Annotated in this window: 19 protein-coding genes and 1 pseudogene; 5 read left to right on the top strand and 15 right to left on the bottom strand. The window is 64.0% G+C overall.

Going from position 1 to position 26751, the window contains the following annotated elements:
• The first annotated feature begins 3 nt into the window (after positions 1–3).
• Positions 4–1116 carry an NAD(P)/FAD-dependent oxidoreductase gene (locus tag ACYG9Z_RS16835; protein ID WP_352447207.1) on the top strand — a complete coding sequence of 371 codons (1113 nt, stop codon included), beginning with the start codon at positions 4–6 and terminating at the stop codon, positions 1114–1116.
• Positions 1117–1187: 71 nt separating this feature from the next.
• Positions 1188–3242: an ABC transporter ATP-binding protein/permease gene (locus ACYG9Z_RS16830; RefSeq protein WP_023752420.1), complete on the top strand. Its 2055-nt coding sequence runs from the start codon at positions 1188–1190 to the stop codon at positions 3240–3242.
• 74 nt (positions 3243–3316) lie between these two features.
• Here the strand turns inward: ACYG9Z_RS16830 and ACYG9Z_RS16825 are convergent, their stop codons facing one another.
• The 5 genes from ACYG9Z_RS16825 to ACYG9Z_RS16805 form a co-directional block, all read right to left on the bottom strand.
• A complete protein-coding gene (locus ACYG9Z_RS16825; RefSeq protein WP_031244154.1) occupies positions 3317–4828 on the bottom strand; it encodes a malonate--CoA ligase in 1512 nt (503 codons plus the stop codon).
• A 213-nt stretch (positions 4829–5041) separates the two neighbouring features.
• Complete coding sequence (locus ACYG9Z_RS16820) at positions 5042–5779, bottom strand: GntR family transcriptional regulator (protein ID WP_023752422.1); 738 nt, start codon at positions 5777–5779, stop codon at positions 5042–5044.
• A gap of 493 nt (positions 5780–6272) precedes the next feature.
• Positions 6273–6950 (bottom strand): ribulose-phosphate 3-epimerase, encoded by a 678-nt coding sequence (rpe, locus tag ACYG9Z_RS16815; protein WP_023684266.1) that lies wholly within the window; start codon positions 6948–6950, stop codon positions 6273–6275.
• 375 nt (positions 6951–7325) lie between these two features.
• Positions 7326–11198 (bottom strand): DUF7929 domain-containing protein, encoded by a 3873-nt coding sequence (locus ACYG9Z_RS16810; RefSeq protein ID WP_023752423.1) that lies wholly within the window; start codon positions 11196–11198, stop codon positions 7326–7328.
• A gap of 10 nt (positions 11199–11208) precedes the next feature.
• Positions 11209–13482: a hypothetical protein gene (locus tag ACYG9Z_RS16805; RefSeq protein ID WP_031244155.1), complete on the bottom strand. Its 2274-nt coding sequence runs from the start codon at positions 13480–13482 to the stop codon at positions 11209–11211.
• Positions 13483–13684: 202 nt separating this feature from the next.
• Between ACYG9Z_RS16805 and ACYG9Z_RS16800 the strand changes: the two genes are divergently transcribed.
• A complete protein-coding gene (locus ACYG9Z_RS16800) occupies positions 13685–13939 on the top strand; it encodes a hypothetical protein (protein WP_023752425.1) in 255 nt (84 codons plus the stop codon).
• Between the two features lie 5 nt (positions 13940–13944).
• On the opposite strand, the gene ACYG9Z_RS16795 is transcribed toward ACYG9Z_RS16800, so the two are convergent.
• From ACYG9Z_RS16795 to ACYG9Z_RS16765, 7 genes and pseudogenes are all read right to left on the bottom strand, one after another.
• Entirely contained in the window at positions 13945–14880 is a 936-nt protein-coding gene (locus ACYG9Z_RS16795) for an alpha/beta hydrolase (RefSeq protein WP_023752426.1), read from the bottom strand.
• A 124-nt stretch (positions 14881–15004) separates the two neighbouring features.
• Positions 15005–15787, bottom strand: coding sequence for a carnitinyl-CoA dehydratase (locus tag ACYG9Z_RS16790; RefSeq protein ID WP_023752427.1), 783 nt, complete (start codon positions 15785–15787; stop codon positions 15005–15007).
• Positions 15780–17858, bottom strand: a complete 2079-nt coding sequence (locus ACYG9Z_RS16785; RefSeq protein ID WP_023752428.1) for an acetate--CoA ligase family protein — start codon at positions 17856–17858, stop codon at positions 15780–15782. Before ACYG9Z_RS16785 ends, ACYG9Z_RS16790 begins: the two co-directional genes overlap by 8 nt.
• A gap of 3 nt (positions 17859–17861) precedes the next feature.
• Positions 17862–19025, bottom strand: a complete 1164-nt coding sequence (locus ACYG9Z_RS16780) for an acyl-CoA dehydrogenase family protein (protein ID WP_023694246.1) — start codon at positions 19023–19025, stop codon at positions 17862–17864.
• A 5-nt stretch (positions 19026–19030) separates the two neighbouring features.
• Positions 19031–20125, bottom strand: a complete 1095-nt coding sequence (locus tag ACYG9Z_RS16775; protein WP_023752429.1) for a carnitine 3-dehydrogenase — start codon at positions 20123–20125, stop codon at positions 19031–19033.
• 2 nt (positions 20126–20127) lie between these two features.
• Positions 20128–20750 (bottom strand): annotated as a pseudogene (locus tag ACYG9Z_RS16770) (HD domain-containing protein).
• A gap of 14 nt (positions 20751–20764) precedes the next feature.
• Complete coding sequence (locus ACYG9Z_RS16765) at positions 20765–21688, bottom strand: beta-keto acid cleavage family enzyme (RefSeq protein ID WP_023752430.1); 924 nt, start codon at positions 21686–21688, stop codon at positions 20765–20767.
• Between the two features lie 76 nt (positions 21689–21764).
• Here ACYG9Z_RS16765 and ACYG9Z_RS16760 point away from each other — a divergent pair, with 76 nt between their 5' ends.
• Entirely contained in the window at positions 21765–22745 is a 981-nt protein-coding gene (locus ACYG9Z_RS16760; protein WP_023752431.1) for a GlxA family transcriptional regulator, read from the top strand.
• Positions 22746–22806: 61 nt separating this feature from the next.
• On the opposite strand, the gene ACYG9Z_RS16755 is transcribed toward ACYG9Z_RS16760, so the two are convergent.
• Both ACYG9Z_RS16755 and xylA read right to left on the bottom strand, forming a co-directional pair.
• Positions 22807–23010 (bottom strand): hypothetical protein, encoded by a 204-nt coding sequence (locus tag ACYG9Z_RS16755; RefSeq protein WP_023752432.1) that lies wholly within the window; start codon positions 23008–23010, stop codon positions 22807–22809.
• A gap of 205 nt (positions 23011–23215) precedes the next feature.
• Positions 23216–24541, bottom strand: coding sequence for a xylose isomerase (xylA, locus tag ACYG9Z_RS16750; RefSeq protein WP_023684279.1), 1326 nt, complete (start codon positions 24539–24541; stop codon positions 23216–23218).
• Between the two features lie 113 nt (positions 24542–24654).
• On the opposite strand from xylA, the gene ACYG9Z_RS16745 reads away from it, so the two are divergent.
• The gene (locus ACYG9Z_RS16745) at positions 24655–25017 is read left to right on the top strand and encodes a nuclear transport factor 2 family protein (protein ID WP_023668867.1); all 363 of its coding nucleotides are present in this window, start codon (positions 24655–24657) and stop codon (positions 25015–25017) included.
• Between the two features lie 221 nt (positions 25018–25238).
• Here the strand turns inward: ACYG9Z_RS16745 and xylB are convergent, their stop codons facing one another.
• The gene (xylB, locus tag ACYG9Z_RS16740) at positions 25239–26693 is read right to left on the bottom strand and encodes a xylulokinase (RefSeq protein WP_023752433.1); all 1455 of its coding nucleotides are present in this window, start codon (positions 26691–26693) and stop codon (positions 25239–25241) included.
• Positions 26694–26751 lie beyond the last annotated feature (58 nt).

Raw genomic sequence — 26751 nt, 5'->3', positions numbered from 1 at the left:
CTTATGCATGATGTCGACTGCGTTGTCGCCGGAGCCGGTGTTGTCGGCCTCGCCATTGCCCGCGCGCTGGCGCTGTCGAGCCGCGAGGTGCTGGTGGTCGAGAAGGCCGCAGCCATCGGCACCGGCACCAGTTCGCGCAATTCCGAAGTCATCCATGCCGGGCTTCATTATACGCCGGGCAGCCTGAAGGCCCGTCTCTGCGTCAACGGCCGCGAGCGTCTCTATGCCTATTGCCGCGAGCACGACGTCGCCCATCATCGCACCGGCAAACTGATCGTTGCCGTCGAACCCGACCAGTTGGACAAACTGCAGGCGATCCAGATCAACGCGGCGCAATGCGGAGTCGGTGACCTCAAGCTTTTGACGCGCGCAGAGGCCGAAAGCCTGGAACCGGCGCTGAGCTGCGCCGGCGCGCTGCTGTCGCCGTCAACCGGCATCGTCGACAGCCAGGCGCTGATGCTGTCATTGCGTGGAGACGCGGAAGCGGCCGGCGCATCTTTCGCCTTGCTCACCGTTGTCTCAGGCGCGAGCATCGAAGCCGACGGCATCCGGATCGACACGCGCGACGCCGATGGCGAGGGTTTCACCTTGAAGACCGGCGCCTTCATCAACGCCGCCGGCCTCGACGCGCAGGCGCTCGCCGGCCGCATCGAAGGCCTCCCGCAAGACCGTGTTCCGCCGCTGTGGCTGGCGCGCGGCAATTATTTCGCGCTTTCCGGCCGCTCGCCCTTTTCGCGGCTGATCTATCCGGTGCCGGTCCATGGCGGCCTCGGCGTGCATCTGACCCTCGACATGTCGGGGAGCGCGCGCTTTGGCCCGGATGTCGAATGGATCGATCGCGTCGACTATACCGTCGATCCCGCACGAGGCGCTGCCTTCTACGACGAAATCAGGCGCTACTGGTCCGGCCTGGCGGACGGCGCCCTGCAACCGGCCTATGCCGGCGTCAGGCCGAAACTGTCCGGTCCGGGCCAGCCGGCCGCCGACTTCGTCATCCAGGGACCGGCTGACCACGGGGGCGGTCAGATCGTCAATCTGTTCGGCATCGAGAGCCCTGGCCTTACCGCCAGCCTCGCCATCGCAGAACATGTCGTTGGGCTTTTATATCCGCAATGACGGGCGTTCCTGAAACGTCGGGCAGGCGCATACCATGAAACCTTTTGATATGGAGGTCGTTGTCGGGGCATATGTCCGAGGCAAAACCCAAATCGAAACCGGCCGATGGTGTCGGAGCGCGCGATGCCACGAAGTCGCGTCGGGAAAAGCCGTCACGGCAAACGCGCGGAGATGGACCGCGCGAGGACACGCCGCGCGAGAAAAAAGCATCGGCCGCCGAAGCCACGTCCGAGCCCGTTGGCGAGGCTGCGCCGCCGCCGGATGCCGTCGAACCCGATCCCAAGCTGACGCCTGAGCAGGCCGAGCAGGCGCGCAAGAAATATCTGCTGCGGCGTTTCTGGATCAGCGGGCGCGGCTATTGGGGGAGGCATGGCGACAAGCTCGCCTGGCCTTTGACGATCGGAGTGCTGCTGCTGATCTGCATCAACATCGGTTTCCAGTATGGCATCAATGTCTGGAACCGCTCGATGTTCGATGCCCTCGAGCAGCGCAACGCCCGCACGGTCTATCTCCTCAGCGCCGTATTCGTGCCGCTGGTGATCTGCAGCGGCAGCCTTGTCGTCGCGCAGGTCTACCTGCGCATGACGATCCAGCGCCGCTGGCGTTCCTGGCTGACCACCGGGGTCGTCGCGCGCTGGCTGGCAAACGGCCGCTACTACCAGCTGAACCTCGTGGGCGGCGACCACCAGAACCCCGAGGCCCGCATGACCGAGGATCTGCGCATCGCCACCGAGTCGCCGGTCGATTTCACCGCCGGCGTCCTCAACGCGTTCTTGTCGGCCTCGACCTTTATCGTCGTGCTGTGGACCATCGGTGGCGCGCTCACCCTGCCGGTCGGCGGTGAGAGCATCACCATTCCCGGCTTTCTGGTCATCACCGCGATCATCTATGCCGCCATCACCTCGACCTCGATGGTGGTCATCGGCCGCGACTTCGTCCAGCTCTCCGAGCGGAAGAACCAGGCGGAGGCCGAACTGCGCTACACGCTGACGCGCGTGCGCGAAAACGGCGAAAGCATCGCCTTGCTGGGAGGCGAGGACGAGGAGCGCAGCGGCATCGACAGGAATTTCGGCCATGTGCTGAGGCAATGGGCGCTGCTGACCGGACAGCACATGCGCACGGCGGCGGTGTCGCAGGGATCGAGCCTGTTTGCGCCGGTCGTGCCGATCCTTTTGTGCGCGCCAAAATTCCTCGAAGGCTCGATGACGCTTGGCGAGGTGATGCAGGCGGCGTCTGCCTTTGGCATCGTGCAAGGCGCGTTCGGCTGGCTGGTCGACAACTATCCGCGCCTCGCCGACTGGAACGCCTCCGCGCGGCGCATTGCCTCGCTGATGATGTCGCTCGACGGGCTCGAGCGCGCCGAGCAGAGCGATGCGCTCGGACGCATCAACCGGGGCGAAGCGGAAGACGGCGCCATCCTCAGCCTCGACAATCTTTCCGTGACACTCGACGACGGCACCTCCGTGGTCAAGGAAACCGAGGTCGTGATCGAGCCGGGCGAGCGGGTGCTGGTTTCAGGCGAATCCGGTTCAGGCAAGTCGACGCTGGTGCGGGCCGTCGCGGGCCTGTGGCCATGGGGCGGCGGCAGCGTCAATTTCCACACCGACAGGCGCCTGTTCATGCTGCCGCAACGCCCCTACATCCCTTCCGGAACGCTTCGCCGCGCGGTCGCCTATCCCGCGGCGGCGGACAAGTGGACCATCAAGCAAATCAAGGCTGCCCTCGACAAGGTGGGGCTTGGCTATCTCACCGGCAGGATCAAGGAAGAGGCGCCATGGGACCAGACGCTGTCGGGCGGCGAAAAGCAACGCCTCGCCTTCGCGCGCCTGCTGCTGCATCGCCCCGATATCGTGGTGCTGGATGAAGCGACTTCGGCGCTCGACGAGAAGAGCCAGGACACGATGATGTTGACGGTGATCCGCGAACTGCCTGACGTCACCATCATCAGCGTGGCGCATCGTGCGGAGCTCGAAGCCTTCCATAGCCGCAAGATCACCCTGGAGCGGCGGGAGGGCGGCGCCAAGCTCGTCAGCGACGTCGACCTCATCCCGCGCAAGCGCAAACGCAGCCTGCTGAACCGCGCTTTGTGGGGTTCCAGCACTCGGGTGAAAAAGCCGCGCAGGTAAAAGGCGCCACTGCCGAACCGCGAACAGAGATGTCCAGGCGAAGCGCTTGGGCAAAGACATTAGCCGGCTATGGATTAGCCGTAGAGACCCTTGTAGGTCTCGCGCAGCAGGTTCTTCTGCACCTTGCCCATCGTGTTGCGCGGGAGCTCGTCGACGAAGATCACCTGCTTCGGATGCTTGTATTTGGCCAGCTGGTCGGCAATGGCGCCAACGATCTCGGCCCCGGTGATCTGCGATGCCGGCGCACGCACCACGACAGCGGTGACGCCTTCGCCGAAATCGGGATGGGCAATTCCGATGACGGCACTTTCCAAGACGCCGGCAACCGCGTCGATCTCGCTCTCGATCTCCTTGGGATAGATGTTGTAGCCGCCGGAGATAATGAGATCCTTGCCGCGGCCGACGATGTGGACGTAGCCGTCCGCGTCGATGATGCCGAGGTCGCCGGTGATGAAGAAGCCGTCCTTGCGAAACTCCGCCTTGGTTTTTTCCGGCATGCGCCAATAGCCGGAAAAGACATTCGGACCTTTGACCTCGATCATGCCGACTTCACCCTGGCCAGGCGCATCGCCGCTGTCAGGGTCGGCGATGCGCAGCGAAACGCCGGGCAGCGGGAAGCCGACCGTGCCGGCGCGACGCTCGCCCTCATAGGGGTTCGACGTGTTCATGTTGGTCTCGGTCATACCGTAGCGCTCGAGAATGGCGTGGCCGGTGCGCTCGCGCCAAGCCTTGTGCGTTTCGGCGAGCAGCGGCGCCGAGCCGGAAACGAACAGGCGGATGTTCTTCGCCGCCTGGGCATCCAGCCCGTCCTGCTGCAAGAGCCTGGTATAGAAGGTCGGCACGCCCATCAGCACTGTCGCGCGGGGCAAGAGCGAGACGATGCGGCCGGCGTCGAATTTCCGCTCGAACAGCATCGAGGCGCCGGCCATCAGGGTGACGTTGGTGGCGACGAACAAGCCGTGCGTGTGGAAGATCGGCAGCGCATGGATCAGCACGTCATCCCCGGTGAAACGCCATTGCTCGACCAGCACGCGCGCATTGGAGGCCAGGTTTTCATGGCTGAGCATGGCGCCCTTGGAGCGTCCGGTGGTGCCGGATGTGTAAAGGATTGCGGCCAGATCGTCCGGCCCGCGCGCCACGGCGTCGAAATCCGTGGGCTGTTGTGCCGCCAGTTCGGTCAGCGAGCCCTCACCATTGCTGCCAAGCGTGACGGTGGCAGCACCCGACGCCTGCGCCAACGGCGCGATAGCGCCGGCGCGGGCCGGGCCGCAGACGACCAGCCGCGGCTCGGCATCACCAAAGAAATAGCCGAGTTCGGCCAGCGTGTAGGCGGTGTTGAGCGGCAGGAAGACCGCGCCGGCGCGCAGGCAGGCGAGGTAAAGGAAAATGCATTCGGGGCTTTTTTCGACCTGCACGGCAACGCGGTCGCCCGGCTCGACGCCGAAATGCCTCAGCGCATGTGCCAGCTGTGTCGATTGCGCCAACATGTCGCCATAGGCGATCGCGCGTCCGTCATCGGTCGCCATCAGGATGCGCTCGGAGGCTGAAATCCGGCTGCGGAACGCGTCGAACAGGTGATTGGTCATGCGCATTCCCTTGAGATGATGCCGAAAAGTGTGAAGCGGTTTTCGGAGGACGTCATGCTCTATCCCTTTGATTCAGAGCCGGATGGCCTTGGAACAAAGGAAACGATTTCGCCTCCGTCCGGCAAAAACGTGAAATCGGGTTTGCCGCCGATCAGATGAACGCAAGCGGACTTGGATAGCTGGCGGATTTTGGATAGCGGACCGGAAGCGCTTCTATCTGCGGCTGCGCAGCGCCTTGGTGGCGCTCACGCGTGGATCGCCGCTGTCGTTGAAGCGCTCCATGCACATGGCTGCCGTCAGACGGTAGTGGTTGAGGAGGGCTTCAACGGCGCCGTCGGCATCGCCATCCACCGTGCGCTCCGCAATCAGCCGATGTTCACTGATTTCGTCGCGCTCGCTGCCGTCCTGGGAGATCAGCCGGTAGCGGGAGGCCTGATCCGAAAGCTGGTCGCAAAAGCCGGTCAGCCAATGCGAGCGGCAGCCTGCGATCAGTGCCCGATGGAAGGCGCGGTGCAGCTTTTCCCATTCCGGATTGTTCGAGGACGGATTCTCCGGCAAGCGGCGCGGGGCACGCGCCAGGCGATGCAAGGCCAGCACGAGCTGCTCTTCCCATTCGCCGGTGCGGTTGGCAATGGATTCACGCAGCGCCCGCTCTTCCAGCCAGCAGCGGGTGCGCGTCAATTCCTCGAGTTCCGGGGCACTGACCGGCATGATGAAGAAACCGCGCTGGTCGTGGCGGCCGAGCAGGCCTTCCGAAGCAAGTCGGTTGAGGGCCTCGCGAACCGGTGAGGCGCCGGCGCCGTAACGGGAAACCACCCATTCGACACGAAGCTTGCTTTCACTTTCAAACACGCCGCGCAGGAGATCGTCGCGAAGCTGTTGATAGACCGTACTAGCGAGTGTGCTCTTGGGTCCCGCGCCTTCGCTCACATCGGCAGATCCGTAGGTCAATATGACTCCTGTAGCTCTCCCATGCTCCGCTAGGCCGTTCGCGAAGCAAACGATTTCCCCTGTAAATTTACTGTAACTCCTAAGGCATCCGCCCCTCAAGCGAAAGATCACGATATTCGACCTAAAGAGGAAGGTTGACCGCATCTTATCCGCCGGAAGTAACTAAAATCGTGAAAAACTTGTTCTTCTGAAGAAAGTTTGTCTCCCAGCATGGCAGGCGCCCTCGAGAAACAGCTTCGAGATCCCGAATACGGATAATTTTTTCTTAACGCGCGTCATGCCGCCGGATTGACCTCTCCCCGCATGCAGATCCCTCGGCAGTTATCCACTAGATTTATGGGCCAAAACTAGTGCCGGATGCCGCGATCCTGTCGCTTGCCGCGATGCCCTTGCGGCTGCCACCCGTTGACGGCTTTTTGGGAGATCGAAGGATCAGGCAGGGAGATCAGGCCGAGGAGAACCGACCAGCCGGGAACTTGCCCTGGAACTGATGTCAGCCGGCAGCCCGGTCGGCCGCGGTTCGGATGGCTTCTATATTGGCCCGGTAGGCTTCGACGCTGCCGCCCTTGAAGATGGCGGCGCCCGCCACCAGCACATCGGCGCCGGCTGATGTGACCAGAGGGGCGGTTTCCGGCGACACGCCGCCGTCGATCTCGATGCGAATCGGCCGGTTTCCGATCAGCGCTTTCACCCGCTTGACCTTGTCGACCATGGCCGGGATGAAGGCCTGCCCGCCGAAACCCGGATTGACGGTCATGATCAGGATCAGGTCAAGCCGGTCGAGCACATATTCGATCGCACTTTCCGGCGTCGCCGGATTAAGCGATACGCCGGCCTTCTTGCCGAGACCCTTGATGGTCTGAAGCGAGCGGTCGAGATGCGGTCCGGCCTCGGCATGCACGGTCATGCCGTCGCAGCCGGCATCGGCAAAGGCGGCCAGATAAGGATCGGCCGGCGCAATCATCAGATGGCAGTCGAAGAAGGCCTTGGTGCGGTTGCGGATGGCCTTGATCACCGGCGGGCCGAAGGTGATGTTGGGCACGAAATGCCCGTCCATCACGTCGAGATGGATCCAGTCGGCGCCGGCCGCCGCCACCGCCTCGACCTCGTCGCCGAGCTTCGAGAAATCCGACGCCAGCACCGATGGCGCGATCAGGGTCTTCCTGCTCATGATGCGGCCCCTTTGGGCGCCCTGTTTGCGGGCGCGATCCAAACGTCTGCCTAGACCATGATCCCGAAAAGGGAAAGTCGGTATTTGTTGTGCTAGGAGCGGCCCGGCTGATGCCTTACCTGCTCGGCCTCGCTTCCGGTTATGGCCCAATTGGCGAAAACAGAAAGGAGAGCTCAGAGGGAAAGACCGTCTCTTCCATGCTGACGTCGCTGGACGGCTTTATCGAGGGACCGTCGGGCGACAGCGGCTTGCTGGCGTCCGAGGAAGATTGCACCGGCATTTCAACGACGAGATGCGGCGGACCCCGATCGCGCTGACGAAAAAAACCCGCCGAATCGCTCCGGCGGGGTTCTGAATTTTGACTCGTGTCAGATCCTATGGCTTGAAGTTGGCCGCCGGATCCCTTTGCGGCTGTACCTGCGTCTGCGGCGTGCGCTTCGGTATGAACTGCTGAAGGACACCTGGATTGAGCAACAGGGTCGGGTCGAGCGACGGCTGCTGCCGGATGGCTCTGCAGTTCGGGAACCGACCAACGGTGCCTTCGGGGCAGCGCCGCCTGATGATCGGCACGCACTGGCCGCCGACCATCTGCGAGCCCGGGGCGCAGTCTCCCACCTGCGGCCTCGGCTTGCGGCATGCGCCGTCGATCACCTGGGTGCCGCGCGGGCAAACACACTCGCCGCGCTTGTTGTGCACCTGGCCGCGTATGTCGCACTGTTCCAGCACAGGCTTCTTCTGCCGGCAGGCATTGCCTTGCACCTCGGTACCCCGCGGGCAGACACAATTGCCGTTGGCGTCGTGGACCTGGCCGCGGATCGAGCACTGCTCGGGCTTCGGCCGGATCGGCCGGCAGACCTTGCCCCTGACTTCTGTGCCGTCCGGGCAGACGCAATCGCCATTGGCGTTTTGGATCTGACCACGGATCGAGCATTGTTCAGGCTTTGGCCGGATCGGCCGGCAGGCTCCATTGCGCACCTCTGTCCCACGCGGGCAGACACAATCGCCATCGGCGTCATGAACCTGGCCGCGTATGCCGCACTGCTCGGGCTTCTGCTTGTCGCGCACGCAGGCATTTGCCTGTCGGTCGAGATGCGTACCTTCCGGGCAGTAGCAGCCATTGCCGTCCGACGTCGGGACCGAACCGGGGATGGTGCAGCCAGGCTTGTCGGTCTTGACGCAAGCGCCGTTCTCAAGCTCGGTTCCGCGCGGGCAGACACAGCGTCCATCCTCGGTGCGGATCTGGCCCTTGAGCAGCACACAGGGCCTCGGATCCTTCGGCTGGATGATGACGCCGCCGTCGGGCGAGCACTGGCCGTTGCGGAACGTCGTGCCTTCCGGACACACGCACCGGCCGGCATCGTTCATGACGAAGCCTGGCGAGCATTCCTTCTTCACCTCGCGCTTGATGGTGAACGGATGGCAGGCATAGGCCTTGCCGCGATCGCCCTGGACGTTGGTCAGGTCGCCGGGCAGTACGTCGCCGCCGCCTTGCACCCTGGTGTCGGGAGACAAGACGCCGACGCAGTTCTGGCCGCTGACGTTGCCCCGCAGATTGACCAAGGGAGCGTCGGGAAGGACCACGGTGACCTTGTGCACATGGCTTTCCCCGGCGCCGAGCGTCAGGTTGGCAATGCAGGTCAACGGCAAGGTCGTCGGTTCGGGCGAGCAGCCGAAGGGCGGTTCGATCGAGGTGATCGCGACGCCTTGCAGCCGCCCCAGCCCGTCCACCCCGATCGCATCGCCGATGCGGACCGGACCGGAGAAGGCGGTCTGGCCATCATTGGTGATGGTGATCTCGAACGAGCAGGGTTGCCCCGGCTGGCACTCGGCATCGCCGGTCTTCTTGACGCTGATGGTGGACGTGCCGCCGCCCTTGGCGCAGGCCTGGCCGATCGGGTAGACGACGTCGTCTCCAGGGGCCGGGCCGTATGAGCCGCGTGCGCAGTTCTCGAACGCGCCATTGGCCAAGACCGTCACGTCGAAGTGCCTGGAGGTTCCGGGCGTCATCGCGGCGCCGGGTATCTGGCATGACAGCGCATTGGCCGGAACCGCTCCGCAGGCCCATTCCGCACCGTCGGGTGTGACGGTCTGGATCTGGACCGGCGCGCCACCCGATATCAGCGTGGCAGCATCGTTGACCCGCACCGGACCGGTGGGGGCAGAGGTGCCAAGGCTGATGACGGTGATGCGGCAGGAAACCACCGCCGCACCGGCGAGCGAGCCATTGCAGACCTTGGTGATGCGTAGGGTCGGCTTGCCGCCATTGGGATGACGGAAGCGTTCCTTGGCGCAGGCCTTGTTGTTGGTGAGGTCGACCTCACCGGGGACGGGCTTCAGCGCCGCGCAGTTCTCGACCGAATCCGACTGGTAGCCGGCCGGCATGACCGCCCTGACGACGATCGGCGTCGAGGCGCCCGGCATCAGCACGATGCCTGCATTGTCGCAGCGGAACTGGCCGGGACCGTTCGGTCCGCATGTCCAGGGCGGAGACGGGCCGAAGGTCGAAGAGGCCGGCGCGCCGCCCGGGTAATTGTCGATAACCGTCAGCGGCCCATTATAGGGGACGCTGCCATTGTTGATGATGTCGATCACGAAGTAGCAGATGCCGTCGGGTGTGCAGACCGGGATGCGGGCACGCTTCTTCAGGATCAGGTCGACCTTCTTGTCGACCGGGGGCCGGCAATCGCGGTCGCGGTCGCCACGCCGGCAGATCGGGATCGAGGCACAGCCGCGATCGTTCTGCTGGCTGCCGAACAGCGGCTTGCCGCTGGCGCCGTAATTATAGGTGGCGCAGTTGCGCAGCGCGCTGCCTTGCCAACCACCCGCCGGCTTGAAGCCGAGCTTGAGGTTGATGGAGGCCCCCGGATTGAGCGTGGTCACCGGATAGGTGCACGTCATCGGGGTCACGCCGGGCATGCATACCCAGGGCGGATTGGGCCCTGAATCCAGAGTCGAGCCGGCCGGCAGCGTCACCTCGTCGAGCACGATCTTGCCGTGATACGGCCCGTCGCCGACATTGGTGACCTTGATGGTGAAGTCGCAGCCGCCCCCCATTGTGCAACGCGTCACGTCGGCGCGTTTCTCGACCTTGAGGTCCGGTTCCTTGTCCTTGGGGGGACATCTCAAGTCACGCGGGACGACGATGTCGATGGTCTGCGTGCAGCATAGTCCCCAACCCTCCTTCGGGCCGGCATAGGTCTCGATGCCGGTGACGATGAGGTGGATGACGTCGCCGGGCGATGCACCGACGATCTTCCAGTTCAGCACACCGCCGCCCGCCGGCACCAATTGCGTGTCGGGGATGATGGTGATGCCTGGGGTCGTCGTCGATACCTGCACCCATTTTCCGCCCATCTCCGGGCCGACAGGCATGTGGTAGATGAACGCGCCGCCGCCTTGCACGCAATCGACCGTGCCGCGCTCCACCTTGAAACATTCCCGGTCGGGAGGCGGAGGCCGCTTGTCACAGTTGGTGAGGTCGATCTTGATCGAGGTCTTGGCCCCGGTCTTGTAGTCGCCGTCGTCGGGCTTGCCCGGATCCTGCGACGGGATGATGGCCCCCGTGCCGACGCCCGGCGTCACCTTGATCATGCCCTGGTTGTCGACGATGGTCGGCGAAGGAAACGCCGCATGGTCGATCTTGGCGGTGATCTTGAAATTGATGACGCGTTCATTGCCAGCCCCAGCGCCGTCGAGATCGGTGGTGGAAATCCGGAAATCGGAAACCGTTGCCGTATCGTTCGGATTAGCCGAGGTGCTGATTGTCGCACCCGGCAGCGGTCCGCCAGACGCATCCGTGCCGTCGCCGGACACGTTGACGTTGACGATCGCAAGACCGTGCGGAAGCTGATCCTTGAAGTCGAGTTGGAGTTTCTTCAGCCTGGCCGAAAAGCTTGGGTCGGCAAAGCCTTGCGAGTCGCCGCGCAGGCCAAAGCTCAGGGAGTAGACGACGTAGTCGCAGCTCCTCTGTGTGCCTGTTTTGGTGAAGAACGGCACGATCCGTTCCGGCCTCGGATTGACGATTTTTGAATTGTCGAGGTCGAGCCGCAGTTCCGGAGTGATCGGGACTGCATCTTCGGCGTGGCTTGCCACAGGGGTGAACATGGCGACCGCGATACCGGCCGCCATCAGCCAGCGCGCGCCGCGCCTGGCATATGACGGGGGTTTCATGATGGTCTCCATGACGGTTGGCTGCTTGCCGGTGGATTGACTGCTGTTCGCGGTCGGGGAAAGTGCGAGATTTTTCATCTTCCCCTCCTCAACGTTCGCAGCTGACGGCTGGGGTTCTGAGCGGCAAAGTCATCTTGCAGCAAGGGTAGTAGCCACCCTTGTCCTTGTCGGACTGCCTGTAGAAGCAAAGTCCAACATCGACTCTGTCGCCCGGAGAATGGCCGGTGATGTCGACCGTGTAAGGCTTGCCGGGAGCATGCGACTGGGGTGATGTCACCCCGACGCCTGGTGTCCTGGACTTTGTCTCACTGGAAGGCTGGACCTTGATCGAATCGCCGCCAAAGCCGGCATGGTCATGGAGATAGAGGTCGGCCTGGAGGCCGCGAGGCGTGCAGTAGAACTGAACATCCTCGACATCGATGCACGGAGGCAGATCGCCGGGCGGTGGGAAGTCCGGCGGATAGAACGGCGGCAGATAACCGCCGGGGATCTCTTCATAATAGCCGGCCCGGCCTTCGCAGGGGTGCCAGACCTCGACGTCGCCGACATGGCCTTCCACTTCTGGGTCTTCGAAATAGCCGTCGAAGTCGACGAACCACGAGCCGAAAGGCGGCACGTTGGCCGGCTTGACCAACGGCGTCGGCGTGATCTGCACGCCGTGCACGGCAAGCGGCCCGCCGGCGGCGAGCTGGTCGGCAAGTGTCGGGTTGTCGCGCAGCTTGTCGCCGGTGTTGACCAGCGTGTCGGTGCACACGCCGGTGTCGAGATTGCCGTCGGCGTCATAGCCATATTGCAGGTCGAGCCCACCGGCCGACTGCCGGTTGCCTTGCGGGAAGCCGACTGCATATTCCTGCGGCTCTTCCACCCAGACCGATTCCGTCGCCGGATCGTCCGGGTTTTCGCGCCAGTAGCGGATGACCTCGCCCTTGCCGGAATCGGCGAACTGGCTGTAATCGTAGCGATTCTCGACCGGGCCGCGCTGCGCCAGATACATGAAGCCCTGGTTGTCGAAGGCGATGTCGGTGACGGCGTAGTCCTTGTCGGCCTTGACCGTCAGCTCCCAGCGCGGATCACCGGCAAAGCTGCCATCGCGGGCAATGCCAACCGACCAGATCTCGGCCTTTTCGCCGACCGAATAATAGAGCCGGCCGCCATGATAGGCGACGGACCAGACGCGGCGTTCGTCCTGCGTGTAGCCCCATGTGTCGGGGTCTTCCGAGTCGAAGGCAGCACCCTGTATGTCCATCACCGCACCGTCATCGGCGACGGGAGCCAGCCCATGCGCCGGCCGCCCGGCAACGCCGTGATCGAATGTGTCGATCAGCGTGCCGTTGGCATCGAGGCGGTGGATGAGGCCGGTGTCGAGATCGCTGGCGAAGAACTCGCGGTGATTGCTGTCGAAGCTGATGTCGCCGATGCCGGAACCGCCGTTGGTGTCAATGTCGGCGAATTTGGAGACCGCGCCGGTGATGCCGTCGATCTTCCAGATCGTGCCCGGACCGCCACCGCTTTCGGTGCCGAACTGGCCGTCCATGAAGACGGCGCCTGCGGTTCCGCGGCGCTGTCGCTCGGGCCGACCGTCGGCATCTTCGTCCGGGGTGACGATACGGATGCCGTGCAGCGAGGTAGCGCCGGCATAGAGGTTGGGGACGCCCGAGGGAACGCCGTCGCGCACACCGTCATCATAGGTGATGGCGAATACCTGGCCGATCTGTTCGGCCGTCACCTCGAAAGGCGGCGGCGTGTAGACGAGCTGGCCGGAAGCCGGTCCGCCGAGCGCCGAAACGTCGAAGACGCGCAAGGTGGCGCGCGTCGTGTCGATGAAGGTTTCGTCGACCGGGTCGACGCCGGGCGGCAGCCCCCCCCTTTCGGAATCGGCAGAGTCGAAATTGGGAATGACGGTGCCGGAAAATCCAGTGACCGCCATCGAGCCGGGATAGATGATCTGGGTTTCCTGCGCTTGGGCGGCTGTGCCCAACCAGAGCGCGGCGCTCAGCGCCAGGGCAAGCAAACCGCCGGCCAGATGGAGCGAACGGCGCAAACCGCCGCTTGGAGACGACATGGACGCGCCGCGATCGCAGGACATAAAACTCCCCCCGAAGTTTTCGGGAGGAACATCCGGTCCGGCCGCGCGAAACAGGGCAAGGCGAGGCGTTCCGGCACGTTCGTCCCTGATCGAATTGTCTGCTTTCCTCATCTTCACGATACGCCTGCTCCTGCGCAGGGTCAACGGAATCAGCCGAAAGCCCAGCGCATCGACTCCATCCCGAAGGCGGTGGTCTCGCTGAGCTTGCGTTGGTCCCGGAGACCGTGGAGCCTCTGGGGTCCTGGTCATGGGGGCATCCTTTCCGGCCCGCACCATGCGGCGCCTGGTCGTCAGTCGCAGGCTGAAGCGGAAAGGTTCATGCAAAACGGCGGCCGGGTCTGTCCGCCATTTCACAGAGGCGCGGCTAATTCCTTGTGTCAACTCAAGGTGGAAAACAGTCTTGGCGCGCGAAAGACCGGCCGGCTTACTTACCGTCAGTGCCGGCTTCTGCTAGCGTCTTCCCAACCCTGGGGGGATCATGACACGCAGGCACTTCGTTCTCTTGCTGGCGGCGCTTTTTCCATGTGCGTTGCCGGTCCATCAATCCGTAGCCAAGACCTTGGTCTACTGCACCGAGGTTAGCCCCGATACGTTCGATCCCGCACTCGCCTCCGGATCCCGCGACGCCTCGGTCACCGCTCTCTACAACCGCATGGTCGAGTTCGAGCCCGGCACCACCAAGGTGCGCCCCGAGCGCATGGCCGAGACGCTGATCGCCTTTGTCCGCGGCTGAGCCGTTCACCAGATCCAGTCGCCTCTGCACAGCACCGACACCGCCTCGACGATACGGTTGAAGCTGGCGCGGGCCCGGCCAACCGTGTGCCTGGCCCGGAGATAGCCGTGCACCAGTCCCGGCTCCTCGAACCAGGTGGCATGGCCGCCGGCAGCGAGGACGCGGTCGCGATAGGCCTCGCCGTCCGACGACAGTGGGTCACACTCAGCGGTGATCAGCACTGTCGGTGGCAGGCCGGTAAAATCTGCGTCGGCCATTGGATACAAAGTGATGTCGCCGGTCCCATCGACGCCGCCGGTGCGGATATCCCTGTAGAAGTCGAGATCGCGCACCGTCAGCATCGGCGCTTCCGCATGCGTCAAATAGGAGCCTTGCGAACGGTCGCCGCCGAGGCCGGGATAGATCAGCACCTGGCCGATCGGCTTTTTGGCATGGCTGCGCGTTGCGTGGGCGACAGCCGCGCAGAGATTGCCGCCGGCGCTGTCGCCGCAGAGCAAAATAGGGCAGTCGTAGTTCGAGGCCGCCCATTCGAAGGCATGCAGCGCATCGTCGAAGGCGGCAGGGTGCAGATGCTCTGGCGCCAGCCGGTAGCCGATGGAGACCACTTCGAAGCCGGTCCGGGCGCACAGCTCGGCGCAGACATCGTCATGGCTGTCCAGCCCACCGAGGATGAAGCCGCCGCCATGGATGTAAAGCACCATCGCGTCCCGGTTGGGTGAGGCAGAGCGATAGATGCGGATCGGGATGTCGTGGGCGGCAATGATTGTCGTTTCCGCCGTCACGCCATCGGGATAGCCGGCAAAAAACTCGCGGCACATCCTGTCATAGATCGCACGCTGTTGGGCGATGGTGTAGTCGATCGTGTCGGGAGGATAGTAGGAGTTGGTCTTCTCGATGAAGGCCCAGGTCTCGGCGTCGATGAGGGTTTTGTAGTCGGTCATGCAGCTCCTTTACCTCCCCCTTGATGGGGGAGGTCGCCGCGAAGCGGCGGGTGGGGGGTGGTGGCGCATCACCCCACCCCGGACCTTCGGTCCGACCCTCCCCATCGAGGGGAGGGTAAAGAGGCTACTTCCCCTTCCACATCGGGTCGCGCTTTTCCGCAAAAGCCCGGAACCCTTCCATATTGTCCTCCGAGCCATAAAGCGCATCGACCGTCGCCAATTGCCGGCGCGTCACGCGGTTCATCGCGTCCTGGAAGGTCAGCGCCTCGGCCACCCGCGCCGTCTCCTTGATCGCGGCAAACACCAGTGGCGGACCGCCGGCGAGCAGCCGGGCGATCTCCCAGACGCGCTCCTCGAGCTTGTCCTTGGGCAGCACTTCGTTGACCAGCCCCCAGCGATACGCTTCCGCCACATCCATCCAGCGGCCGGTGAGCAGAAGGTCCATGGCGACATGGTAGGGAATGCGCTTGGGCAGCTTGATCGTCGCGGCATCAGCCAGCGTGCCGGCGCGGATTTCGGGCAGGGCGAAGGAGGAATGGTCGGAGGCGAAAATGAGGTCGCAGGACAGCGCCAGCTCGAAGCCGCCGCCCACCGCCATGCCGTTGACGCAGGCAATGATCGGCTTGTTCATGTCGCGCAGCTCCTGCAGGCCGGCAAAACCGCCGACGCCATAGTCGCCGTCGACCGCGTCGCCACCTGCGGCTGCCTTCAAATCCCAGCCGGCGCAGAAGAACTTGTCGCCGGCGGTCTTGACGATGGCGACGCGCAATCCGGGATCGTCGCGGAACGCCTTGAAGGTCTCGCCCATCAGCCGCGAGGTCTTGAGGTCGATGGCGTTGGCCTTGGGCCGGTCGAGCGTGACCTCGAGGATGGTGCCCTCGCGGCGGGTGGAAATGACGTCAGACATTCTTCTTCTCTCCCAGCACCAGCAGCGCGTCGGCGATCCAGGCGCCCTTGCCCTCGGCGCAGACGATCAGCGGGTTGATGTCGAGTTCCTCGATCTCTCCGGCATTCGTCTGCACGAAGCCGGCAATGCCCGCGATGGCGTCGATGGCAGCCCCGACATCGGCCTTGGGCCGGCCACGATAGCCGTCCAGCAGCGGAAACAGTTTAAGGCCACGCAGGGCCGCCTCGATGTCGTCGCGCGTCGCCGGCAGCATCAGCGTGACGCTGTCGCGCAACAGCTCGACCAGCACGCCTCCGGTGCCCAGCGTCATGACGGCGCCGAACATCGGGTCGCGGGTGAAGCCGACGATCAGTTCGGCAACGCCGTCGCGCACCATGCGCTCGACATAGAGGCCGGTGCCGAGCGGCAGCAGATCATGCGCCGCCGTGCTCACGGATTCGGCGTCCTTGAGGTTCAGCCTGACCGCGCCGACTTCCGATTTGTGGGTGACTCCGAGCGCCTTCAGCGCCACCGGGAAGCCGAGCGCCATCGATGAGATGACGGCCTCGACAGCATTGGCGGCACGTTCTGCCTTCGGCACAGGCAAGCCGGCCTTGATCAACCGCGCCTTGGCTTCGGCCTCGTCAGGGGTGACATGGTCACCTCCGGCCGCACCTGCAGCCGACGTGTCGATAGACTGCGCCTGCGGCTCGGCCCAGGCCCAGCCGATGAAGGCTGCCGCACCTGCGGCATCCATGGCCTCGGAGATGCCGAACAACGGCACCATGCCGCGCGCCATCAGTTCGGCGGTGTATTCCTCCGGCAGGTTCTCCGGCAGCGAGGAGACGATCGCACCATGCGCCTTGTTGGTCTTCAGCGCCGATTCGAAGGCGCGCAGCGTCGCCCACCAGTCGGTGACCGAGCAGCGGTCGGGGCGTGGAAAGTCGAGCACCAGCATGTTGAGGTCGAAGCCACCCGACACCATGGCGGTGAAGGTTGCGGTCATCGCCGGCTCGTTGTTCCAGATGAAGGTGTGATAGTCCAACGGGTTGGCGACCGCGACCAGCGGCCCGAGCGTCGATTTGACATGGGCGCGGTGCTTCCTGGTGAGCTCCGGGAAATTGACCCAGCGGCCTTCGGCGCTGTCGGCCATGACAGAGGCTTCGCCGCCGGAGCAGCTCATCGACGACAGACGATAGCCGGGCAGCGGCCCGGTGACATGCAGCAGCTTCAGCGCCTCGATGAAGGCGGGGATGGAATCGACGCGGGCAATGCCGAGCCGCCGCAGGAAAGCGCCCGAGGCAGCGTCCGAGCCAGCCAGCGATGCCGTGTGCGAGACCGTCGCCTGCCGCGCCTGTTCGGAGCGACCGACCTTCATGGCGATGATCGGCTTCTTCAGTTCGCGCGCCCGCGCCGCCAGCTTCTCGAAGCCGGCTACCGAATCGAAGGCTTCGATGTGCAGGCCGAGCGAGGTGACGCGCTCGTCCTCGATCAGGCCGAGCGCCATTTCGGAGAGGCCGGTCTGCGCCTGGTTGCCGGCGGTCATCAGGAAGGCGATCGGCAGGCCGCGCTTCTGCATCGTCATGTTGATGGCGATGTTGGAGGACTGGGTGATGATAGCGACGCCCTTGGCGCCTTCGGGCAGCCTGATGCCGCCATGCTGGTCGGGCCATAGCAGCGCGCCATCGGCATAGTTGATCAGGCCGTAGCAGTTCGGCCCGATGATCGGCATCTGGCCCGCGGCAGCCACCAGTTCGGCCTGCAGCCGCTCGCCGTCATCGTCATAGGCCTCGGTCTCAAGAAAGCCCGCGGCAAAACAGACGGCGCCGCCGGCGCCACGCTTGGCCAGCGCCTTGATCACCTCGATGGTGAGATGCCGGTTTACGCCGACAAAGGCGGCGTCGGGCGCCCCGGGCAATTCGGCGACCGAGCGATAGGCCTTGCGGCCGGCGACCTCGTCCTTGTTCGGATGCACCGGCCAGATTTCGCCGACAAAGCCCATCTTGATCGATTGGGCGACGACGGCGGCGGCCTGGGCCCCGCCGAACACCGCGATGGATTTTGGGCGCAACAGACGCTCAAGCTTGTGCATGGGTTATGCCCCGAACGGGCGCAGCAGCGCCCGCGAAATGATGTGGCGCTGGATTTCCGACGTCCCTTCCCAGATGCGCTCGACGCGGGCGTCGCGCCAGATGCGTTCCAATGGCAGGTCGTCCATCAGCCCCATGCCACCATGGATCTGGATGGCTTCGTCGGCAACGAAGGCGAGCATTTCGGTAGCCTTCAGCTTCGCCATGGCCATGTCCTGATCGGTGACGGTGCCCTGATCGTACTTCCAGCCGGCTTCGAACACCATCAGGTCCGCCGCCTTCAATTCGGTCGCCATGTCGGCGAGTTTGAACGACACGCCCTGGAACTTGCCGATCTGCTGGCCGAACTGCTGGCGCTGCGCGGAATATTCGATGGCATGACCGAGCGCCCGCTCGGCGCGGCCGAGACAGGTGGCGCCGACCTGCAGGCGCGTGGCGCCGAGCCAGGAATTGGCGACGTCGAAGCCCTTGTGGACCTCACCCAGCACCTGGCTTGCCGGCAGGCGGCAATCGTCGAATTCGAGGATGGCGTTGGTGTAGCCGCGATGCGAGACGTTGCGGTAGCCGTCGCGCACGGTGAACCCCTTGGTGCCCTTGTCGACGAAGAAGGCGGTGATCTTCTTGCGCTTGCCGCGCGGCGTTTCTTCCTCGCCCGAAGCCATGAAACAAATCGCGAAATCGGCAAGATCGGCATGGGAGATGAAATGCTTGGTGCCGTTAAGGACCCAGTCGTGGCCGTCCTGCACCGCGGTCGCCTTCATGCCTCGCAGGTCGGAGCCGGCGCCGGGCTCGGTCATCGCCAGGCAGTCCCACTTCTCGCCGCGGATGCACGGGAACAGGTACTTTTCGCGCTGCTCGGGCGTGCCGGCGAGCAGGATGTTGGAGGGGCGCGCGACGCAGGTCCAGTGCAGCGCATAGTTGGCGCGGCCGAGTTCCTTCTCGTAGAGCAGCCAAGTCACCGTATCGAGGCCGGCGCCACCGACATCGGCCGGCATGTTGGCCGCATAGAGCCCGGCTTCGATTGCCTTGACCTTGATCTCCTCGATCAACTCGCGGCGCAGCACGCCGGTACGCTCGACCTCGCGTTCATGCGGGTAAAGCTCATTCTCGACGAACGCGCGCGTCGTCTCGACGATGAGCTTCTGTTCCTCCGAAAGACCGAAATCCATGGTCCTCAGCCCTTCTTCTTTTTCTTCGACTTTTCCGCCTTCTTCACCGGCTTGGATGCCTTGGCCTTTTCGGCGGCCCTGGAAGCGGCCGGCTTCTTCGCCGCCAGCTTGGCCAACTGCCTGGTATAGTCCTTGTGCAAGGCGCCGGCGCCCCAGCCTTTGCCTTTGTTCTGTTTCGACAGAGCATCCATGATCGCGACCAGATTGTCGTCGCGGATCTTTTCCAGTTCGCGGATCGACAGGCCATGCGCCTGGTCGTCCGACTGGGTGGCGATCAGATCGACCAGCTCGTCGTTGAACTCCGGCACGTCCATCAGCTTGGTCCACGGCCATTTCAGGCACGGCCCGAACTGCGCCATAAAGTGGCGCATGCCGGCCTCGCCGCCGGCGACGCGGTAGACCTGGAACATGCCCATCTGCGCCCAGCGCAGGCCGAAGCCATAGCGCATGATGTCGTCGAGTTCCTCGACCGTGCAGATGCCGTCCTTGATCAGCCACAGCGCCTCACGCCACGCCGCTTCGAGCAGGCGGTCGCCGACAAAGGCCTCGATCTCCTTGCGGATCACCACCGGCTTCATGCCGATCGATGCATAGATCTCCTTTGCGACCTCGATCGCCTCTGGAAAGGTCTGTTCGCCACCGACGATCTCGACCAGCGGCAGCAGATAGACCGGGTTGAAGGGATGTCCGACAACCAGACGCTCCGGATGCTTCTTCATCGCCACCTGCATGTCGGTCGGCTTGATGCCCGAGGTGGACGAGCCGACAATGGCGTTAGCCGGCGCGTAGAGATCGATCTCGGCCAGTACGCGGTGTTTGAGGTCGAGCCGCTCCGGCACGCTCTCCTGGATGAAATCGGCGTCGGCCACCGCCTCGGCGATGGTCTTGGCAAAGGTCAGTCTGCCTTCCCTGGGCAGGCCGCCGGGAACCATCTGCCTGTAGGCGCGGCGCGCGCCCTTCATCACTTCCGAGACCTTGCGCGACGCTTCCGGGTCCGGATCGAAGATCGACACGTCGATGCCGTTGAGCAGCAGCCGCGCCACCCAGCCGGCGCCAATGACACCGCCGCCAATGGCGGCTGCCTTGTTGATGATGCTCATGGTCAGGCTCCGGTTCTTGTCTTGGCTGTTTGAGGGTCGATGAGAGGCACGCGCTCGCCGACGCGGATCACGGAGGGGTCGTAGGCCTTGCGGGCGAATACTTCGAGCACGAACTGGCGGAAGAATGCGATCGGCAGCGTGTCGTAGTCCGGGTCGAAGCTCGACTGGTCCCAGCGTTCGCAGAACTGGTCGCAATCGTCGAAATAGGCATGGCCGGCGAAGCGGTCGCGAGCATGGCGGTTGCCGCCGAGATGATGCGCGTAATAGAGCCGCTGGAAGTCGCCATGCTTTTCCACCACCCAGGTGCATTGTTCGCGCACGAAAGGTTTCAGGATCGAAGCGGCGTACTCGTCGTGATTGTAGGGAGCGTAGATGTCGCCGATGTCGTGCAGCAGCGCGCAGGCGATCCAGTCGGTGTCGGCGCCGTCGCGCCAGGCACGAGTCGCCGCCTGCAGGAATGGCCGAGCCGGGTGATCTTGTAGCCGGACAGGCCTTCGTCGAGCTGCACCAAAGCGTCGAGCAGCCGCTCGCCGGTCCTGGCGGCATAGTCGATCTCATGGGCGGTCAGGAACTCGTAGTCTTGCCTGTCGCCATCCTTCATCGCAGTGAATTTGACGGTAGCCATGATCCGCTCCCGTTTTACGCAGCTGCTGCGATCGGCGCCCGTTTGGTCAGGTTGAGCTTCTTGCGCACTTCCTCGGGTCCCAGAATCCTGGCGCCGAGATTGGTGACGATGCTGGCGGCGCGCTCGACCAGTTGCGCATTGGTGGCCAGCACGCCCTTGTCGAGCCAGAGATTGTCTTCGAGACCGACGCGGACATTGCCGCCGGCGAGCACTGCAGCGGCTGCATAGGCCATCTGGTTGCGGCCGATGGCGAAGGCCGACCAGTTCCAGGTCGACGGCACGTTGTTAACCATGGCCATGAACGTGTTGAGGTCGTCCGGCGCCCCCCACGGCACACCCATGCAGAGCTGCACCAGCGCGTCGGGATTCAAGACCTTTTCTTCGACCAGCTGCTTGGCGAACCAGAGGTGGCCGGTATCAAAAGCTTCGATCTCCGGCTTGACGCCGAGCGCCGTCATCATGCCGCCCATGGCGCGCAGCATGCCGGGCGTGTTGGTCATGACATAATCGGCCTCGGCGAAGTTCATGGTGCCGCAATCCAGCGTGCAGATTTCCGGCAGGCACTGGCGCACATGTTCCATGCGGTTGGTGGCGCCGCCCATGTCGGTGCCTTTTTCATTGAGCGGCAGCGGCGCTTCCGGTGAGCCGAACACCATGTCGCCGCCCATACCGGCGGTCAGGTTCAGGATCACGTCGACTTCTGCCGCGCGGATGCGGTCCGTCACTTCGCGGTAGAGATGGATATCGCGGCGCGGCTTGCCGGTCTCGGGGTCGCGGACATGGCAGTGGACGATGGCGGCACCGGCCTTGGCCGCATCGATCGCCGAATCGGCGATCTGCTTGGGCGAGCGTGGCACATGCGGGGAGCGGTCCTGCGAGCCGCCGGACCCGGTCACGGCACAGGTAATGAAAACCTCACGGTTCATCGCGAGCGGCATGGACATCTCCTCCCATAGAAACAGACCCAACAATGCCCGACTTGCCGGAAACTGTTTTGCGATTTACGAAGCTCTCATGATCAAAAGCGAAAAACCGACCATTTTTCGCGCTGAGCGATCGCCGCTCAAGGTGACGCTGCTGGTGTTTTCAGGCTCGTCCATCATGTGCGTGGCGTCGACCGTCGACCCGCTGCGCGCCGCCAACCGCATCTCAGGCGAGACGCTGTTCGATTTCAAACTGGTCTCGGTCACCGGCGAGGCGCCGGTCACCACAAGCGGCCTGCCGGTGGCGGTCAGGGGCCACTTCGATGCGGCCGAGCCGACCGACGTGCTTGTCGTCGTCGCCGGCTTCGGCACCCAGAATTACGCGACATCGGCTCTGCTTTCCGGATTACGGCGAGCGGCCCGCGCGGCTCGCGCCTGCGGCGGCGTCGAGGCCGGCACATGGCTGGTGGCGCGCGCCGGCCTCCTCGAAGGCCGCAGCGCCACCACCCATTGGGAAGACATGGAGGATTTTTCCTCCGCCTTTCCCGGCGTCGACGTGCGTCCGGACCGCTACGTCATCGACGGACCGGTGTTCACCTCGGGCGGGGCGTCGCCGACCTTCGACCTGATGCTGCATCTGATCCGCACCCGGCTCGGCATGGCCGTCGCGCTCGATGTCGCCAGCGTCTTCATCTACGACCAGGCGCGCGCCGCGACCGACGCGCAGCCGCTGGTCTCGCTCGGCCGGCTCGACGGCTACGACCCGCGTCTGGCGCAGGCTATCCGGCTGATGGAATCGCATGTCGACCAGCCGCTGACCATCGACGCGGTGGCAAAACGCGCCGGGGTGACGGCGCGGACATTGGAGAGCATTTTTCGCAAGTCGATCGGCGAGACGCCGGGCGCATATTATCTCAGGCTGCGGCTGGGCGCGGCGCGGCGGCTGGTGGTCGACACGCGGATCGCCATGGCGGATATTGCCGGGCGGACGGGGTTCTCGTCCGCCGCGGCATTTTCCAGAGCGTTTTCAAGAGCGTTCGGCGAAGCCCCGGTCAGGCTGCGCCGAGGTTGATGCATGTCGCCCAAAAGTGTGTCGCGGTTTTGGGATTACGACATGCACAGACAAAGGGAGATCAGGCTGCGTTCTGTCGATCGCTGCCGGCGTCCATCTGCGAGCGCATCTGCCTCGCCAGACGGAGTTCAAATCGGCTGCTGACAGCACGATCCCATTCGTTTTTCACGCTGTCGGTCGGCCGCGGCAGCGCCATCAGCCGGTCGATGATCGATCCGGTCTCGCCGGATGAGAGCAGGGCGTCGATTTCGCGTTCATGCTGCATATCGGTTCGCCTCCTTCCTTTTCACCCGCCACAACCGCATCCTTATACGAGATACGTGACGGCAGTTTGAAGGCAAGAGCGAGGTCATTGAGGGGCGCCAAAGGGCAAACCCTTGTCGTCGGATAGGGTCTTGCGCAAACCCCATTCCGGGGCGGCCGGAATGTTATCCAGCCACCCTTGAGCACAACGAATCGGCTTTCCGCCCTCAGACGTAGCGGTTGACGATGTTTTCCAGCAACTCCTGGCGGCCGGAGCGTGGCTGCGGCTCGATCTTCTTCTTCACCACGCGCTCGGCGATGTCTTCCAGCGAGCGCTTGCCCGACAGCATCGCCTTGCCCTCGGCCGTGTTCCAACCGGCATAGCGCTCGGCCAGCGGACCCGACAGCGCCTTGTCCTCGACCATCTTGGCGGCTGCCTTGAGACCTCGTGCGCAGGAATCCATGCCGCCGATATGGCCGATCAGCAGGTCCTGCGGGTCGAGCGACTGGCGGCGCAGCTTGGCGTCGAAATTGGTGCCGCCGGTCTTGAAGCCGCCGGCCTGCAACACCTGGTAATAGGCCAGCGCCATCTCCGGCACATTGTTGGGGAACTGGTCGGTGTCCCAGCCCGACTGGTAGTCGTTGCGGTTCATGTCGATCGAGCCGAAGACGCCGAGCGCATTGGCCAGCGCCAGCTCGTGCTCGAAGGAATGGCCGGCAAGAATCGCGTGGCCCTGCTCGATGTTCAGCTTCACTTCCTTCTCCAGCCCGAAGCGCTTGAGGAAACCGTAGACCGTGGCAACGTCGTAGTCGTACTGATGCTTGGTCGGCTCCTGCGGCTTCGGCTCGATCAGGATCGTGCCTTTGAAGCCGATCTTGTGCTTGTAGTCGACGACGAGACTGAGGAAGCGCCCGGCCTGCTCCTGCTCGCGAGCAAGATCAGTGTTGAGCAGCGTTTCATAGCCCTCGCGCCCGCCCCACAGTACATAATTCTCGCCCTTCAGCCGCTTCGTGACGTCGATGCAGCTTTTCACCGTCGCCGCCGCATAGGCGAAGACATCCGGATCGGGATTGGTGGCGGCGCCCGACATGAAGCGGCGGTTGGAGAACAGGTTGGCCGTGCCCCAGAGCAGTTTGACGCCGGTCTTCTTCATCTTGGCGGCAAAATAGTCGGCGATCTCGTCGAGCCGCGCGGCACTTTCGGAGAAATCCTTGCCTTCCGGCCGCACGTCGGCGTCGTGGAAGCAGAAATAGGGCGCGCCGAGCAGCGAGAACATCTCGAAGGCGACGTCGGCTTTCAGCTTGGCCAGTTCCATCGTGTCGACGCCGCCAGCCTTGGGAAACCAGGGCCGGTCAAAGGTCTGGCCGCCAAAGGGATCGCCGCCCGGCCAGGCGAAAGAATGCCAGTAGGCGACGGCGAAGCGCAGATGGTCTTCCAGCCGTTTGCCGGCCACCACCTCGTCGGGATTGTAGAAGCGGTAGGCCAGCGGATTGGTCGAATCCGGCCCCTCATACTTGATCGCTTTGATGTCGCCGAAAAATCCGCTGCTCATGATTTCTGTCCTCTCTCGAATAGTTCGCCCTGATTACCTCAGGCGTAATTGGTTTCGCTCTCGCTTGGGGTGAAAAGGCTCGTGTCAAAGCCACTCAACGAAGGAGACAGACCATGACCGACCTCAACACGATCGCCGAGAACTACATCACCGCCTGGAACGAGGCCGATGCGGATCGCCGTGCCGAACTGCTCAAGGCCACCTTCACCGAAGACGTCAGCTACCGCGATCCGCTCATGCAGGGCGACGGCCACGCCGGCGTTGCTGGGCTGATCGACGGCGTACAGCAGCGCTTCGCCGGCTTCCGGTTCTCGCTGAAGGGTACGCCGGACGGGTTTGGCGACCGCATCCGCTTCTCGTGGAATCTTGGGCCGGAAGGCGTGCCGTCGGTTATCGAAGGCACCGATATCGGTGTTATCGAAAATGGGCGCCTGAAGAGCGTCACCGGGTTTCTGGACAAGGTGCCGGCGCAGTGATCGATTAAGGGTGGCGCGAGACACCCCCCTCTGCCCTGCCGGGCATCTCCCCCGCAAGGGGGGAGATTGATAGTCACGCGGACCTTCGCCAACCAATAACGCCGAAAGAAAAGAGTCGGCGCGCAAGCTGCCAATCTCCCCCCTTGAGGGGGAGATGCCCGGCAGGGCAGAGGGGGGTGCCTCGCGCTCCCTCATGTGATTGCCGGGTGCCCCGCGCTCACTCACGCCATGGCGCCCTTGATCGCCGGATACAGCGCCCGGTAGCGCTGATAGGCATCGGCATACGCCCCGCCAAGCGGGACATCCGGTTCGATCGTCGCATCCGTCCTCGGCGCCGTGCACACCGCCAGCGGATCAGCCCCTGTCGCCGCAATCAGCCCGAGCCGGGCGGCGCCAAAGGCAGCACCGAAATCGCCGTCGGCCGGAATGTCCACGGGCACCTGCAGCGCCGTAGCGATCGCCTTCAGCCAATAGCGCGAGCGCGAGCCGCCGCCGATTGCCGTCACCCGCGTCAAATCCGTGCCGGCGGTCTTCAAGGCTTCGAGACTGTCGCGGAAGGCGAAGGCGACGCCTTCAAGCACGGCCTGCGTCAGCACCGCGCGGCTCGACTCATGCGCCAGTCCGGTGAAGGACCCACGAATGGCGGAATCATTGTGCGGCGTGCGCTCGCCCGAGAGATAGGGCAGGAACGACACCCCGCTCGGCGCTTTCAGCACATCGCCAAGTTCGGCGGTCAATTCGCCGGCCTTCTTGCCTGAAATCTCCGACAGCCAGTTCAGCGAATCGGTCGCAGACAGGATGACCCCCATCTGGTGCCAGGTGTTGGGCAGGGCATGGCAGAAGGTGTGGACCGCACTTGCCGGATTGGGCAGGTAGGAAGCGTTGGCGGCAAACAGCACGCCAGATGTGCCCAGCGACACAAAAGCGTGGCCGGCGCCGACCGTGCCCATGCCGCAGGCCGAAGCAGCATTGTCGCCGGCGCCGCCGGCAACCGGGGTGCCCGATGCTATGCCCCAGCTGGCGGCCAGTTCGGCGCGCAAGGCTCCGGCCTTCTCCGTGCCTTCGACCAGCGACGGCATCTGCCTTTCGTCGAGCGATGTCGCCGCAAGCAACTCGGGGGACCAGCGCCGTTTGCCGACATCGAGCCAGGAGGTGCCGGCCGAGTCGGACATTTCTGAGATATGCTCGCCGGTCAGCCACAGCCGCAGGAAATCCTTCGGCAAAAGCACCTTCGCCACTTTGGCGAAGACGGAGGGCTCATTGTTCTTCACCCAGGCGAGTTTCGGCGCCGTGAAGCCGGGGAAGACGATATTCCCGGTGAGTTGGCGAAAGCGCGGGTCGGCATCGAGCGCCGCGGCCTCAGCGTGGCTGCGCGTATCATTCCACAGAATGCAGGGGCGCAGCACCTGGTCGCCGGCATCGAGCAAGGTGGCGCCATGCATATGGCCGGAAAGGCCGATGCCCTTGACCGCGGCAAGCTCTTTCGGGTGCGAGGCTTTCAGCTCGGCAATGGCCGTCTCGCAGGCGCGGATCCAGTCCGTGGGGTTTTGTTCGGACCAGCCGGGATGCGGCCGCGATACGTCAAGCGAAGCATGGCCGGAGCCGATGATCTTCTGCCCGGCATCCATCAACAGCGCCTTGACGCCCGACGTGCCGAGATCGAGGCCGAGATACATGCATTCCTCCCATTGCCATTAATTTTTTCGGGTCTCGAAAAAATCTGGCTTGCCAGTT

This window comes from Mesorhizobium sp. RSR380A (genome assembly GCF_054719385.1).
This window is presented reverse-complemented; position numbering and strand designations above follow the sequence as displayed.